This window comes from Mycobacterium shunyiense (genome assembly GCF_058270035.1).
Map to the genome: position 1 here is coordinate 112,769 of NZ_JBZDPT010000011.1, position 14,509 is coordinate 127,277.

Consider the following 14,509-nt stretch of genomic DNA (forward strand, 5'->3'; position numbering starts at 1 on the left):
ACGTGTTCCACGTCCTCACCACCACGTACACCCAACCCGCCGACGTCGTCGACCAGACCCGTCCCGCCCACCTCGCGTGGCTCGAGGAGGAGGTCGCCGCAGGTCGCGTCGTGCTGGCGGGGCGTCTGGAATCGGCGACCGGCGCCGTGCTGATCACCGGAGACCTCAGCGAAGAAGAGGTCGAGGACGTGATCGCGCGCGATCCGTACACCCTGGCCGGCCTGATCCGCTGCGAGCGGGTCTCCTTCAACGGGTCCTTCCGCGCACCCGGGCTGTGATCCCTTCCGGTGGTGAGCCGGGAGATATGTCACAGGCGATAGCGGGATTACCGCTGCCGCCCGCGTCGTTGCATGCTGCGGACTGCCGTCACAGGCAGTGATCAGTTAACCGGACTAATCTTTCCGGGATACGTACAGACGACGAGCAAAGAGGGCTTTGATGAGCACTGTTTACGCCTATGCCGCCAACTCGGCGACCGAACCGCTGGCCAAGACCACCATCACCCGCCGCGAGGTAGGGCCGCACGACGTGGCCTTCGACATCCACTTCGCCGGCATCTGTCACTCCGACATCCACACGGTGAAGGGCGAATGGGGCACTCCGAATTACCCCGTGGTCGCCGGGCACGAGATCGCCGGTGTGGTCACCGAGGTTGGTTCCGACGTCACCAAGTACAAGGTCGGCGACCATGTCGGCGTCGGCTGTTTCGTCGACTCCTGCCGGGAGTGCGACAACTGCAAGGCCGGTCTTGAGCAGTACTGCACCGGCAGCGGCATGATCGGCACCTACAACGCGACCGGGCGCGACGGCACCCCCACCTACGGCGGGTACAGCGGCGCGATCGTGGTCGACGAGAACTACGTCCTGCGTATCCCCGACAGCATCCCGCTGGACAAGGCCGCTCCCCTGCTGTGCGCGGGCGTCACCTTGTTCTCGCCCCTGCGCCACTGGAACGCCGGGCCGGGCAAGAAGATCGCCGTGATCGGCCTCGGCGGACTGGGCCACATGGGCGTCAAGCTCGCGCACGCGATGGGCGCGCACGTCACCGTGCTGTCGCAGTCGCTGAAGAAGATGGAAGACGGCCTCCGACTGGGCGCCGACGAGTACTACGCGACGAGCGACCCGGACACCTTCCGCAAGCTGGCCGGTCAGTTCGATCTGATCCTCAACACCGTGTCGGCGAATCTGGACCTCGGCGCCTACCTGGGCCTGCTCAAGACCGACGGGACCCTGGTCGAACTGGGCGCGCCGGAAAAGCCGCTGGTGGTGCCGTTCTTCCCGCTGGGCGCCTACCGCCGCAGCCTGTCCGGTTCGATGATCGGCGGAATCCCGGAGACCCAGGAGATGCTCGACTTCTGCGCCGAGCACAACGTGACCCCCGAGATCGAGATCATCCAGCCCGATTACATCAACGAGGCCTACGAGCGCGTGCTCGCCAGTGACGTGCGGTACCGCTTCGTGATCGATACCGCCTCGCTGCGCGGCTGAGTCGGCATTTCGTCAACGCCGCGGATTGCGGTCACCTGGTGACCGCAATCCGCGGCGTTGTGCGTTATCGGGCCTCTGGGTCCTGATCGGTGCCGGACTGCAGTTCGACACCGGCCAGCGGCCAGCCCGCGGCGGCCAATTTTGCCGCCACCCGCGCGATGTTCTCCGGGCCGGCGTCGTGGTCGGTGACTTCGGCGATGAACTCCGCGATGTCGTCGCGGTCGATGGGATGGTCGATGTCGGCAGGCGCTGCGGCCTCGGCGAGGTTGCGTACCACCTCGGCCACCTGCTCCTCGGTGAGCGGGGTGGCCCGCAGCAGTGCGAGCAACGGCACCCGGTCGGTGCCCGGGACCCCTTCCGGGTAGCCGGCACGCAGCCAGTTCAGAACCGAGATCAGCAACGACTTGGTTGACACCCGGTAAGTTTCGCGGCTCCCCGGCCAACCCACCACTGGACGCGCCGACAGTTGGCAGGGCATTCATTCGTGATTCACCACCAAAAGCAATCCCGCTGAGCGCAACCGGTGACCCTCCCCCAGCGCCCGGGCATCCTCGGCACAGTGACTCGTGTGATCCGCTTCAACGCCTTCGACATGAACTGCGTCGCCCATCAGTCCCCGGGACTGTGGCGCCATCCGAAGGATCAGTCCTGGCGCTACAAGGACATCACCTACTGGACCGAACTCGCGAAGTTGTTGGAACGCGGGCGTTTTGACGGCCTGTTCATCGCCGACGTGCTGGGCACCTACGACGTGTACGGGGCCAGTGATGAAGCGGCGATCCGCCAGGCCGCGCAGATCCCGGTGGGCGACCCGATGCTGCTGGTGTCGGCGATGGCACTCGTGACCGAGAACCTGGGCTTCGGCATCACCACGGGAACGGGATTCGAGCATCCGTATCCCTTCGCGCGGCGGATGTCGACACTGGATCACCTGACCAATGGTCGGGTCGGGTGGAACGTCGTCACCGGGTATCTCCCTGCTGCGGCGCGCAATATGGGCCAGACCGATCAGCCGGCGCACGATGCGCGCTACGACCACGCGGACGAGTACCTCGAAGTTCTCTACAAGTTGTGGGAGGGCTCCTGGGAGGACGGTGCGGTGGTGCGCGACGCCGAACGCGGCGTCTTCACCGACCCGGCCAAGGTGCACCACATCGGTCACTCCGGAACGCATTTCAGCGTCCCCGGGGTGCATCTGGCCGAACCGTCGCTGCAGCGAACCCCGGTCATCTACCAGGCCGGCTCTTCGCCGCGCGGGGTCCGCTTCGCTGCCGAGAACGCCGAAGCCATCTTCACCGCAGCTCCCACCAAAGCGATTCTGCGCGAGACGGTTTCCACAATCCGTGCCGAGCTCGAGTTGGCCGGCCGCGACCCGTACTCTGCGAAGATCTTCAACCTGACCACCATCATCACCGGCGAGACCGACGAGGAGGCCCACGCCAGGCACGCGGAGTATCTCGCCTACGGCGATCCCGAGGGCGCGCTGGTGTTCATGTCCGGGTGGATGGGTGTGGACCTGGCCCGCTACGGTCTCGACGAGCCGATCGGCAATGTCGATTCCAACGCAATTCTGTCCGCGGTCAAGGCATTTCAGTCCGCATCTGACAAGGGTGGCGAGTGGAACGTACGCGATATCGCCGAATGGGGTGAGATCGGCGGCATGGGACCGCGCATCGTCGGGTCGGGCGTGCACGTCGCCGACACCCTGCAGGAGTGGGTCGATGAGACCGACGTCGACGGCTTCAACCTGGCGTATGCGATCACGCCGGGGTCGTTCGTCGAGTTCATCGACCACGTCGTACCCGAGCTCACCGCGCGCGGCGCCTATCAGACGGACTATGCCCCGGGCACCCTGCGCAACAAGCTACTGGGCAACGGTGACCGCCTGGCCGAGGAACACCGCGGCGCCAGTTACCGTGTGGGCGGTCGGAATTCGACGATCACCGAGCGCCCTTCTACCCTGCCGTCCTCGTCGGCGTCGACGGCTGCCCAGCCCGCCCGGGGCCGGTAGGCTCGCCGCTCAGCGTGGGCCCTCCAACCCGCCGAGCAGACGCGAAAGCACCCAAAATCGGCCATTTACGGGCACTTTCGCGTCTGCTCGCCCGGAAAACTCTAGCGCGGGGCAGCCTGGACTGACGTCGGCTGCTTCTCCAACGTCGACACCGGCAATCGGGTCTCTTCCACACCGGGGGTGTTGAGCTGACCGGCCAGCCACGGCAGGGCGGCGCCCAGGGCGTTGGCCGCGAATACCCAGTCGTGGCGACCCGGCGCGGTTTGCACCGAGCACGTGATCGCTGCGGCGCGGGCTGCGTCGCACAGCGTGGTCGCGGCGACATCCTGGCCCTCCGGATTGGCCGTGGGGTCATGCGTGACGCCGCCGTGGTGCGGCACCTCGAACCACGCCGTCACATCGGAGTACGGACCGTGTTTCTGCATGATGGTGACCGGGTCGTAAGCCGCCCAGGCGTCGGCGTCGCCACCGAACAGACGGTTGATCGTCTGCGTCTTGTCCCCCGCGTTCGGGCGCAGGTCACCGGCGATGTCGACGAATGACCGGAACATGTCGGGATGCATCAGAGTGAGATCCACCGCGCAGGTGCCGCCCATCGACCAGCCCGCGATCCCCCAACCATCGCGGTCAGAGCGCACCCCGAAGTTCGAGATCAGGTAAGGCACAACATCCTTGGTGAGGTGGTCGGCGGCATTGCCCCGGCTTCCGTTGACGCACTCGGTGTCGTTCGCAAACGATCCGGTGGCATCGACGAACACGAACACCGGAGCGTTGCCGCCATGCGCAGCCGAGAATCCGTCGAGGATGCCCAGCACATTGCCGGAGCGAAGCCAATCGGCCGGGGTGTTCAGTTGCGAGCCGATCATCATGATCGTCGGAAGTTCGGGCGGCGGAGTGCTGGCGAACCACGCCGGCGGGAGGTAGACGAGTTCCGTGCGGTGGTTGAACCCGGAAGCATGCGAATCGATGGTCACCGGGACCAGGACGCCGCTGGGTGGCCTGAAGTGCGCCAGCTGCATCTTCGTCACGGTCAGGCGGTCTGTCTGCCCGGGCAGCGGACTCGAGGTCAGCTGCTTCCACATGCCGTCCACCGTCGGGAAGTATCCGACCCACATGTTGAGCGTCAGCCCGCATGCCAGCGCGCACACGCCCATCGCGGCTACCGATGCGGTACGGCGCCACCATCGCGCAGTCACCCAACCCGCCACGGCGACACCGAATGCCAGGGCGGTCAACGCGATCCAGACCCACAATTCTGGTGGTCCGGCGTTGCCTGCCACTCCGATCGAGTCGATGTACCAGTACGTCACACCCGCCAACACAGCTGACGCAAGCACCAGTGCGGGCAACAACCGGGTGCGCCATCGCGGCGTGCGCCAGCCCACGGCGGCTCCCAGTAGCAACGCAGCGATCAGCTGAACGACAACCGGGAACCAGCCGTGGATCAGCGAGATCTGCGCAATGAGCTGGTGCATCAGCTCTCTTGATATCAGCGCCAGCTGTCAGCTCACTGGAGGGATGCTGAGTGAGCGGCACCCGCACCGGCGGTATCTCCCTGCGTCCCAGGATGTCGCGTCTTAAGGTGACGTGATGCGCATGAGAATTCCGTTGGCCCTGATTGGCGTGGCGGTCGCCGCCGGCGTCGGTTGCCCCGGCATCGCTGCAGCAGACCCGCCGCCACCTCCACCCCCGCCGCCACTCGATCTCAACGCGCTGACGCCGGTGAAGCCGTCAGACTTCGCGATGCACAACGGCGAGTACTACGCGTTCGCGGTGCCTGGCGATATCGCGTGCGCGATCGGTCGCGGATCAGGCAAATACGGCTGCAGCGGGCCACTGCCCGCAGCGCCGGACGGGGCCAACGCGGTGACCGGCGCACAACAGGGACCGCCCACGTTCATGAATGACAACCGGCCGCTGTTCATCTTCGACGGGTTACCCAATCGGTTGCTGCCCGGATCGCGCATCAGTTTCCGCAATGTGACTTGCGGGACCGACGGCACGGTGACGGTGTGCAGCAACTCCTTTGACGGGGCCGGGTTCGTCCTCAGTCCCGGCGGCAGCTATGTCCTCGACGTGAACAACCCACTGCTGCTCAACACCGGCGAGGGCCGCAACCCGTACGCCAACTAGCTAGAAGTCCCAGTCCTCGTCTTCGGTGTTGACGGCCTTGCCGATCACGTAGCTCGAACCCGAGCCCGAGAAGAAGTCGTGGTTCTCGTCGGCGTTCGGTGACAGCGCGGACAGGATCGCCGGATTCACGTCGGTCTCGTCCTTGGGGAACAGCGCCTCGTAGCCGAGGTTCATCAGCGCCTTGTTGGCGTTGTAACGCAGGAACTTCTTGACGTCCTCGGTCAGCCCGACCTCGTCGTAGAGATCCTGGGTGTATTCGACCTCGTTGTCGTAGAGCTCGAAGAGCAGCTCATAGGTGTAATCCTTGAGCTCCGTACGCTTTTCCTCGTCGAGCAGGGCCAGCCCGCGCTGGTACTTGTAGCCGATGTAGTAGCCGTGTACGGCCTCGTCGCGGATGATCAGCCGGATCATGTCGGCGGTGTTGGTCAGCTTGGCCCGGCTCGACCAGTACATCGGCAGGTAAAAGCCCGAGTAGAACAGGAAGCTCTCCAGCAGTGTGGACGCCACCTTGCGCTTGAGCGGTTCGTCACCCTTGTAGTACTGCATGACGATCTCGGCCTTGCGCTGCAGGTTCGGGTTTTCCTCCGACCAGCGGAACGCGTCGTCGATCTCGGCCGTCGAGCACAGCGTGGAGAAGATGTTGCTGTAGCTGCGGGCGTGCACCGACTCCATGAAGGCGATGTTGGTGTAGACGGCTTCCTCGTGCGGGGTGAGCGCATCGGGGATCAGGCTGACCGCGCCGACCGTGCCCTGGATGGTGTCCAGCAGCGTCAGACCGGTGAACACCCGCATGGTGAGCTGCTTCTCGTGCGCGGTGAGGGTGCCCCACGACGGGATGTCGTTGGACACCGGCACCTTCTCCGGCAACCAGAAATTACCGGTGAGCCGATCCCAGACCTCGGCGTCCTTCTCATCCTGGAGACGGTTCCAGTTGATCGCTGAGACACGGTCGATCAGCTTCATGCCTTCGCTCACCAGAACCCCATTTCACCAGGTTGTTTTGTTTGCCGGACGGCACCCACGACACTACCCCTGGGGCTAAGCCCCAGCGGGGACCCCAGTATCTAGTGTTTTCGTGTCGCTCGCCTCATGGATGAAGTCGAACTCCGCAGGATCCAGCTTGCGCGTTGCCAGCCAGTACTGCCAGGTCATGCCGCTCCACAGGGTCCGATTGACTCCGTGAGCGTCCATGTACCAGCTCCGGCAACCTCCGGTATTGAACACGGTGTCGGCCAGATCGTGCTGCAGCTCGGCATTGAACGCGGCCTGGGCAGCGGGATTGGGCGAGAGCGCCTGGGCCCCGGCGTGGTCGACGGCGGCGATCGCCTGGCCGACGTAGCGGATCTGCGATTCGATCATGAACACCACCGAGTTGTGACCCAGTGCGGTGTTCGGCCCGAGCAGGAAGAACAAGTTCGGCATACCGGACACCGCGATGCCGCGGTGGGCTGACATCCCCTCGCGGTTCCAACGGTCCACCAGGTCCTCACCGCCGGCGCCCTTGATGTCGACGTAGGTGTAGGAGTCGGTGACGTGGAAGCCGGTCGCCCACACGACCACGTCCGCCGGATGCTCGACACCGTCGGCGGTGACGATGCCGGTCGGCGTCATCCGCGTGATCGACTCGGTGATCACCTGGGTCTTGGGATTGGCGATCCCTCGGTAGTACTTGTCGGAGTTGAGGATTCGCTTACACCCGGCGCGGTAGCTGGGAGTGAGTTTGCGGCGCAGTTCAGGATCCTTGATGCTGCGATTGATGTTGTAGCGGCCCATCGCCTCGCCGATCTTGAGCAGCCGCGGTTGCTGCGTCATGGCGAAGCCGACGCCCTCGTGGATCCAGTAGATGGCGGCACGCATGGCCGCGCGGGTGCCGGGCACATAGCTGAACACGCGCCGAATCCATTGCGGGAACTTGTTGTTCACCCGCGGCATCACCCAGGCCGGGGTGCGCTGGTAGAGGTGCAGCTCGGCGACGTCCTTGACGATCTCGGGCACGATCTGAATGGCGCTGGCGCCGGTGCCGATCACTGCGACCCGCTTGCCGGTGAGGTCGACGCTGTGGTCCCACTCCGCGGAATGGAAAGCCGCACCGGCAAAATCCTCGCGTCCCTCGATGTCGGGGATCTGCGGGATGTGCAGGCCACCGGCTCCGGACACCAGGAACTGTGCGATGAACTCCTGGCCGGTGTCGCTGAACACGTGCCAGCGCAGTTCCTGCTCATCCCAGTGCGCGCGGTCCACATGGGTGTTGAACCGGGTGTACCGGCGCAGCCCGTACTTGTTGGCCACGCCCAGCAGGTACTCCTGAATCTCGGGCTGGAACGACCACATGTGGCTCCAGTCCGCCTTCGGCTCGAAGGAGAACGAGTACATGTGCGAGGGGATGTCGCAGGCACATCCCGGGTAGGTGTTGTCGCGCCAGGTCCCACCGAACTCGTCGGCCTTCTCCAGGACGAGGAAGTCGACGCCTCGGCGTTGCAGTTCGATCGCCATCCCCATCCCCGAGAACCCACTGCCGATGATCAGGGCGCGGGTGTGGATGGGTTGCTGACCCTGTGAGGGTTGGGCAGCCGTCATAGCTCAGGTCCTTTTCTGGGAACGGCGGTACCGGATAGTTCCCAGTTTCCGGCCCCGCGACGCCGCTGTCAAAGAAATGATCAGCTGGCGTGCTGGCGGCGCTGGACACCTTCATGCAGCGGGAGGTCCGGGTCGATCCAGATGCCGAGCAGTTCACAGGTGCCGTTGATGGAACCGACCATGATGGTGGTCAGGTGGTTGACGAACTCCTCGGCCGGCATCCGACGCGGGCTGTCCTCATCGGTGCCCAGCCACCAGTCCGTGGCCGACGCGCACGCACCGAACGTGGCGAATGCCGCCAGTTCGATCGCGGCCCCGTCCAGTTCCATCTCGCGCAGTTCGTTGGAGAACATGTCGGCCATCGCCAGGGTGATGCCGCGGCCCTCGTTGAGTGCGCGCATCGTCGATTCGCTCTGTTCGGCGAACCGGCCCTGGATCAGGAACCGCAACACGTTGGGGTGCTCATCGACCAGCAGCACGTACTGCTCGACGCTGCGCCGGATGACCTCCCGGGCCGGGTCGGCACCGAGGTTGATCGCCGGGAAGATCGCCGACCACAGCATGTCGCGCAGTCGCTCGCCGATGGCCTGGAACAGATCGGATTTGTCGGCGAAATGGCGGTAGATCTTGGGCTTGGCAGTACCGGCCTCTTCGGCGATCTCGCGCAGGCTGACCTCGGGTCCCAACCGGTCGATCGCCCGGAACGAGGCGTCGACGATCTCCGACCGCACCTTCTTACGGTGCTCACGCCAGCGCTCGCTACGGGCATCAACCTTGACGCCCGGCCCATCGCTGGAATGTGATCTCGACGTTCGCCGCACGCGATCACTGTACCTGTCCTGATAGCGCTGACCTGCCCAGACCGCCCTACAACACGCGGTTTTGCCGTTTGACCCGGGCGTTCGCCCGTCACGCCGCCGACAGCCGGCTTGGGTACTATCGCAGCCACAGTCAACCGATGAGACGAGGCTCATGACGCAGCGATACGACCTGGTCATAGCAGGTGGCGGCCCATCAGGGTCCGCCGCGGCGTGGCAGGCCGCTCAGACCGGCGCGAAGGTGCTGGTCCTCGACAAAGCGGAGTTCCCCCGCGACAAGCCGTGTGGCGATGGACTCACCGCGCGTGCGGTGAGTTATCTGCAGAAGATGGGCCTGGCCGACGAGGTGGCCAAGTTCCATCGGGTCAACAAGGTGACCGTATTCAGCCCCAGCGAGTGGGAACTGTCCTTCCCGCGCCGTCCCGGCATGCCTGACCACGGCCACACTGTGAGCCGCACCGAACTCGACACGCTGCTGCTGAAGCACGCCGAGTCGACGGGCGCCGAGGTCCGCCAGGGCGCCGAGGTTTCCGGGCCTGAATTCGATGCCAAGGGCCGCGTGGTCGGCGTGGTGCTCAAGAGCGGTGAGAAGGTCTACGGCGACGCGGTGATCGCGGCCGACGGCGCCTACTCCCCCATCAAGCGGGCCCTCAAGATCGACTCGGAGTACAACGGGTACTCGGCCATCGCGATCCGATCCGAGATGCACGCCAACCGTCCCGATTCGGACGCGTTCGAGATCTACCTCAAGCTGTTGTTCCAGGGCGATCAGCTGCCCGGCTACGGCTGGGTCTTCCCGATGGGCGGCGGCCGGTTCAACATCGGCCTGGGTTACGTGAATAGCTACAAGAATTGGCAGTCGATCAACGCCACCCAGTTCCTCGGCGACTTCCTGCGGACCCTGCCCGCCGAATGGGAACTGCCGCCGATCGAGGAACTCAAGAAGAACAAGAGTGTGCGGGCCTGGCGATTGCCGATGGGCTTCACGGCGTGGCCGCCGTGGCGTCCGGGCGTGCTGTTCGTCGGGGACTCGCTGGGCGCCGGCAAGCCGGTGTCCGGTGCGGGTATCTCCAAGGCGCTCGAGTCCGGTCTGACCGCAGGCGAGTGCGCGATCGCCGCGCTAACCAACGGCGGGCCCGACGACTTCACGAACTACGAGCAGCGGATGCGCGCGGCGTGGGGTCGTGAGTACCGACGCGGCCGCTTCTTCAACAAGCTGGCCGGGATGCCTGCGGTCGCGGGTGCGGGTCTGAAGGCGTTGGACAACCACACCTTCCGTGACCTCCTGCTCAAGTCGCTGTACAAGAAGGCGCAGAGCCCGCAGCACACCTGACCGTTAGACCGAGAGTGAAGTCCCTGCGAAGAATCTGCCGATCTTCGCAGGGACTTTCTTTCTTTGGGGCTGATGGGTTTTCGGTCAGCGCGGACTCAGATCGCCGACGGTGAATCGCGAAACCGCCTGCTTGATGGCGGCGACCATCGCTCGACTGCCGGTGTGCCCGGAGTCCTCGATGACCACCAGCTCGGCCGCCGGCCAGGCCTGGGCGAGTTCCCACGCGGTGCGGAGCGGCGCGGACAGATCGAGGCGACCGTGAATCAACACAGCGGGAATCCCGGTCAGTCGGTGGGCATTTCGCAGTAGCTGTCCGTCCTCGAGCCATGCGTGACGGGCGAAATAGTGGGTGCAGATGCGCACGAAGGCGAGCTTGGCCGCATCCGGCCGCGCACCGTATTGTCCGGGCGATCCCTGTGTCTCATGCGCAATCGCGGCGTCCTCCCATTCGCACCAATCACGCGCAGCCTGGTCGCGCACCGCCGCGTCTGGGTGCTCCATCAGCACCCGATAGGCCTCGACCAGATCGCCGTCGCGCAGGTGTTCGGGAGCCCCGGCGCGGAACCTTTCCCACTCCATCGGCAGCAACAGACGCAAACCGCCGTAGAGCCAGTCGATTTCACCGGGACGAGTCATGGTCACCCCGACCAGAACAATGCCCTCCACCCGTTCGGGATGGCGCTCGGCGTAGGCCAAGATGAGCGTGGACGCCCACGAACCGCCATACAGCAGCCAACGCTGTACTCCCAGATAGGTGCGAAGCGCTTCCATATCGGCGATGAGATGTTCGGTGGTGTTGTGCGCCATATCGGTCGCCGGGTCGGCGGCACTCGGCAGGCTGTCACCGCAGCCACGCTGATCAAACGACACGATCTGGAACACCGTGTCGTCGAACGTCCGGTGCGCGGTGCGCGACCGGCCACTACCGGGTCCGCCGTGCACGATCAACACCGTGCGGCCGGCAGGATTTCCCCGTGTCTCCCAATACATGCGATTGCCGTCGCCGACATCGAGCAGTCCGGAACGTCGCGGCTCGGGAGCCGCCGATTGCCTCTCCCCCATAGACCATCACGCTAATGGACGGGATCAGCGACTCGACCCCACCGCGCTGCACCCGCACAGTGGCTAGCGTGCCATCGTGCATCGGCGGGGTCGTCTCGGCAGGAACTCCGCGTCGGCCGTGCCGCTCGGCGCGCTCGCGTTTGCCACCGCCTGCTCGCACGGTCCCCGACTGGCCATGCTCGCCTATTGAAGCGACTTCGTCCCGAAAGCCGTTGGGTCCGGCGATGGCTCGGGATCTCCTTCGTCATCCCAGTCGCGACAGTATGGGCACCAAGGCCGGAGCCGGTGATGCACCAATTCCGCATAGGCAAGCATGAATACCCACAACGACTGGGGAACGTACGGCAACTGGGACTCGGTGGGGAGCAGACGAGCGATGAACATCGGGGCGAAGGTCAGCACCAGCAGAACCAGAATTGCGAGTGGAGTCATGGTGAAGTGCGAGAAACGCAGAATCATCTTCTGGCGCTGGGCCCGTACCGGCGCGTCGGCGGGAACATCTCTCATGCAGCGAATGCACATGCGCCCCGAAGCGTGATGAAGCAGCGTGATCATCGAACCGACCACAAACACCACCATGACGGCGTAGCCGACGTTGACGAGTAAGCCGAACCAAACCGCCACCCTGGCCACCACCGCGGCAATGAGCAGATAGGGCAGCCGGTGAGCCACTGCCTCAAACCACCTGCGCGGTGAGCCTTCGGGCACGGCAGCCGAGGTCATTCGATGCTCGATTCCACGAGGTTGACAGCGCTCAACCACCGATTGCGCCGACTCTGAAGGAACATGAGGGCAACGCTAGGGCCGGGGTCTGACACGCGAGTTCGGCCCGCGTCGTCGAGCAGGTAGAAATTTGCCGTCATTCCGACGCGGGATGAATTCACTTCGAGTAAATTGACGCTGCCTTTAATACTTGACACCAGAGAAGGACCCCGATGACCGCTGGCGCCATTGGCCGCAAGCTCCTCTTACTCGGATTGGCAACGGCCTTCGGCGCAACGATGTACGCGCCCGTCGCCAATGCCGAGATTCCGCCGAACTGCGAGAAGCGCCCATGGGGCTTCCTGGGTTCGCAAACACGTCAAATTTGCGACGAACCTCTCCGTCCGGACGGGTCCTGGACACGGCACCGACTCATCGGAGTCCCCCGCCACTATCAGAATCCGACCAGCAGCTGCTCGAACTCCTATTTCGGCACCAACTGCACCTACTACCCCGGCGGCTGGGTCGAAGACCAAGTCGCGAACAACGACACCTACGAAGTGCGTGCCGACACCATTCCTCCCGACGAACCCGGGCACATGCCCGACCCCGTGCCCGCGCCACCGGCACCCCCAGAACCGCCTGCGCCACCGGCACAGGCGGAAATGCCCTAGCGCTGGACCCACGCGTCGAATCAATCCGACTGTGGCCATACGCTTTTCGGCCGGGCCGGCAACTTGCGCGCCCGGCAGCATCTACCCTTCTGGATAGAACAGGAACAGCACACAACCCACGGCGGACTGCGGTACGTGCCACGACCCGGCCGGGGCGTGCAGGAATGTGCCCGCGACGTAGTCGTTGACGCCATCGTTGAACACTCCGGAGACCACGTAGACCTCTTCGGGACCGGGGTCATGCAGATCTTCGCCCGCCCAGACCGCTCCCGGCGCGATGGTGGTGACGGCTGCTTTGGCACCGTTGGCGCCCTGCCAGAGCGGTTGGACAGTGATTCCGGGAAAGACTTCGATCGGTTCGACGTCTGCAGCCGACTTCCAGACATATCCAGGCGCGTTGGGACCGAACGACGAAACATCACCGTTAATGGTCATGTGTGCGGCAACCTTGCGCACCGCCTCACAATTCCCGGTACGTCAGCGTCGACCGCGTTTGGCCGGACCTGGCTTACGGGCCACCTTGCCCGCAGCGGCGCGAGCGGCCTGCTTGGCGAGGGTCTTCTCTCGGGCGGTGCGTTTTGGCGCCGGCTGGGATTGCCCCCGCGATGAGCCGGGTTTGCGGCCGCGCACGATCCCGATGAACTCCTCGACCAATTCCGGTTGCGGACCTTCCCGGAAACCCAGCGCCACAGGGCAACTGGGGGCGTCGGCGATCGGCCGGTACGTGAGGTCCTTGCGGTGATACAGGCGCGCCAGGGACTGCGGAACGACGAGCGCCCCCATCCCGGCGGCGACGAGCTCTATCGCATCCTTGGTGGTCTCGGGTCGGTGATCGACGACAACGCCGGGAGCATTCGCCCAGTCGACGACGTGATCGAGCGGCACCAGGACAGGTTCGTCGTCGAGGTCGGCCGCGGTGATCTCGTCGGCGGCGGTGAGAAGGTGATCGATCGGCACCACCGCCACCGTCGTCTCTTCGTAGAGAGGAATGATGGCCAGCCCGGATGTGTCAGCCGACGGCCGGAGCAACACCACGTCGACGGTGCCTTCCCGCACTGCGGCGGCGGCGTCTGCCGCGGTGACGGCGCACAACTGCAGTGGCACCCCCGGGTGGCGCTCCGCCCAGATCCGCGCCCACTTCGCGGGCGTCCCACCGGGGACATACCCGAGGGTCAGGGACTGCGGGGTCACCGCCTCAGGTTACCGATACGCTCATTGCATGAGCAGGCCGAACGCGCAGTCCATGAAACCCGCCACCGCGGCGAAGAAACTGGACGTCTACTTGCCCGCGACACCTGCCGAGTTCCAGGAGAACGCGATCACCCGCGCCGAGCTCGCCGCTCTGCAGGACGACCCGCCCCAGTGGCTCAAGGATCTCCGCAAGAACGGTCCACACCCGAAGAATCTCGTGGCAGCCAAGCTGGGCATCTCGATCGCCGGTCTCGCGCGCGGCGCGGTCGGGGATGCGCTGACCACCGAGCAGATCAATCAGCTGCTCGAGGAGAACCCGGAGTGGCTGGTCGCCGAACGGGAGAGCTACCAGAGCGTGCTGCGCGAGCAGCGCCGTATCAAGGCCCTGCACACGGATCAGGCCCGCGAAGGCTGACGGCGCTGCCACGTGCCGCCACCGCCGCAAAGAGCGCGCCACGCGGAACTGAGCTGAAATCGCAGCGGTTTTCGGAATGTCACATCGACAAGCCTGGCGGCGACG

The 14,509-nt window shown here is 65.0% G+C and carries 16 protein-coding genes; 7 read left to right on the forward strand and 9 right to left on the reverse strand.

Annotation, left to right across the window (positions count from 1 at the left end; all coding sequences use genetic code 11):
• The first annotated feature begins 2 nt into the window (after positions 1-2).
• Positions 3-278 carry a YciI family protein gene (locus AC4ELS_RS09330; RefSeq protein ID WP_064879829.1) on the forward strand — a complete coding sequence of 92 codons (276 nt, stop codon included), beginning with the start codon at positions 3-5 and terminating at the stop codon, positions 276-278.
• Between the two features lie 160 nt (positions 279-438).
• On the forward strand, positions 439-1,488 hold the full coding sequence (locus AC4ELS_RS09335; protein WP_064879827.1) for an NAD(P)-dependent alcohol dehydrogenase: 1,050 nt from the start codon (positions 439-441) through the stop codon (positions 1,486-1,488).
• A 64-nt stretch (positions 1,489-1,552) separates the two neighbouring features.
• Here AC4ELS_RS09335 and AC4ELS_RS09340 read toward each other — a convergent pair whose 3' ends face one another.
• Positions 1,553-1,903 carry a DUF3349 domain-containing protein gene (locus tag AC4ELS_RS09340; RefSeq protein WP_064959181.1) on the reverse strand — a complete coding sequence of 117 codons (351 nt, stop codon included), beginning with the start codon at positions 1,901-1,903 and terminating at the stop codon, positions 1,553-1,555.
• A 144-nt stretch (positions 1,904-2,047) separates the two neighbouring features.
• Here AC4ELS_RS09340 and AC4ELS_RS09345 point away from each other — a divergent pair, with 144 nt between their 5' ends.
• Positions 2,048-3,499, forward strand: coding sequence for an LLM class flavin-dependent oxidoreductase (locus tag AC4ELS_RS09345; RefSeq protein ID WP_498883033.1), 1,452 nt, complete (start codon positions 2,048-2,050; stop codon positions 3,497-3,499).
• 101 nt (positions 3,500-3,600) lie between these two features.
• Here the strand turns inward: AC4ELS_RS09345 and AC4ELS_RS09350 are convergent, their stop codons facing one another.
• Positions 3,601-4,974 carry an alpha/beta hydrolase gene (locus AC4ELS_RS09350; protein WP_064880725.1) on the reverse strand — a complete coding sequence of 458 codons (1,374 nt, stop codon included), beginning with the start codon at positions 4,972-4,974 and terminating at the stop codon, positions 3,601-3,603.
• A 115-nt stretch (positions 4,975-5,089) separates the two neighbouring features.
• On the opposite strand from AC4ELS_RS09350, the gene AC4ELS_RS09355 reads away from it, so the two are divergent.
• Positions 5,090-5,632, forward strand: coding sequence for a hypothetical protein (locus AC4ELS_RS09355; RefSeq protein ID WP_236734687.1), 543 nt, complete (start codon positions 5,090-5,092; stop codon positions 5,630-5,632).
• On the opposite strand, the gene nrdF is transcribed toward AC4ELS_RS09355, so the two are convergent.
• The 3 genes from nrdF to AC4ELS_RS09370 form a co-directional block, all read right to left on the reverse strand.
• Entirely contained in the window at positions 5,633-6,595 is a 963-nt protein-coding gene (gene nrdF / locus AC4ELS_RS09360) for a class 1b ribonucleoside-diphosphate reductase subunit beta (protein WP_055119916.1), read from the reverse strand.
• Positions 6,596-6,670: 75 nt separating this feature from the next.
• Positions 6,671-8,209, reverse strand: coding sequence for a flavin-containing monooxygenase (locus AC4ELS_RS09365; RefSeq protein ID WP_499046865.1), 1,539 nt, complete (start codon positions 8,207-8,209; stop codon positions 6,671-6,673).
• A gap of 80 nt (positions 8,210-8,289) precedes the next feature.
• The gene (locus AC4ELS_RS09370; protein WP_039318236.1) at positions 8,290-9,030 is read right to left on the reverse strand and encodes a TetR/AcrR family transcriptional regulator; all 741 of its coding nucleotides are present in this window, start codon (positions 9,028-9,030) and stop codon (positions 8,290-8,292) included.
• A gap of 151 nt (positions 9,031-9,181) precedes the next feature.
• Between AC4ELS_RS09370 and AC4ELS_RS09375 the strand changes: the two genes are divergently transcribed.
• On the forward strand, positions 9,182-10,360 hold the full coding sequence (locus AC4ELS_RS09375; RefSeq protein ID WP_064880731.1) for a geranylgeranyl reductase family protein: 1,179 nt from the start codon (positions 9,182-9,184) through the stop codon (positions 10,358-10,360).
• 84 nt (positions 10,361-10,444) lie between these two features.
• On the opposite strand, the gene pip is transcribed toward AC4ELS_RS09375, so the two are convergent.
• Together pip and AC4ELS_RS09385 are read right to left on the reverse strand one after the other, a co-directional pair.
• Positions 10,445-11,422: a prolyl aminopeptidase gene (gene pip / locus AC4ELS_RS09380; RefSeq protein ID WP_498883036.1), complete on the reverse strand. Its 978-nt coding sequence runs from the start codon at positions 11,420-11,422 to the stop codon at positions 10,445-10,447.
• Between the two features lie 183 nt (positions 11,423-11,605).
• On the reverse strand, positions 11,606-12,145 hold the full coding sequence (locus AC4ELS_RS09385) for a hypothetical protein (RefSeq protein WP_498883037.1): 540 nt from the start codon (positions 12,143-12,145) through the stop codon (positions 11,606-11,608).
• A 212-nt stretch (positions 12,146-12,357) separates the two neighbouring features.
• On the opposite strand from AC4ELS_RS09385, the gene AC4ELS_RS09390 reads away from it, so the two are divergent.
• Positions 12,358-12,798, forward strand: a complete 441-nt coding sequence (locus AC4ELS_RS09390; protein ID WP_498883038.1) for a CDGP domain-containing protein — start codon at positions 12,358-12,360, stop codon at positions 12,796-12,798.
• A gap of 81 nt (positions 12,799-12,879) precedes the next feature.
• On the opposite strand, the gene AC4ELS_RS09395 is transcribed toward AC4ELS_RS09390, so the two are convergent.
• Together AC4ELS_RS09395 and AC4ELS_RS09400 are read right to left on the reverse strand one after the other, a co-directional pair.
• Entirely contained in the window at positions 12,880-13,233 is a 354-nt protein-coding gene (locus AC4ELS_RS09395; protein WP_498883039.1) for a cupin domain-containing protein, read from the reverse strand.
• A 42-nt stretch (positions 13,234-13,275) separates the two neighbouring features.
• Positions 13,276-13,989, reverse strand: a complete 714-nt coding sequence (locus AC4ELS_RS09400; protein ID WP_499046868.1) for a LysR family substrate-binding domain-containing protein — start codon at positions 13,987-13,989, stop codon at positions 13,276-13,278.
• Positions 13,990-14,017: 28 nt separating this feature from the next.
• Between AC4ELS_RS09400 and AC4ELS_RS09405 the strand changes: the two genes are divergently transcribed.
• Positions 14,018-14,404 carry a DUF5997 family protein gene (locus tag AC4ELS_RS09405; protein ID WP_064880759.1) on the forward strand — a complete coding sequence of 129 codons (387 nt, stop codon included), beginning with the start codon at positions 14,018-14,020 and terminating at the stop codon, positions 14,402-14,404.
• Positions 14,405-14,509 lie beyond the last annotated feature (105 nt).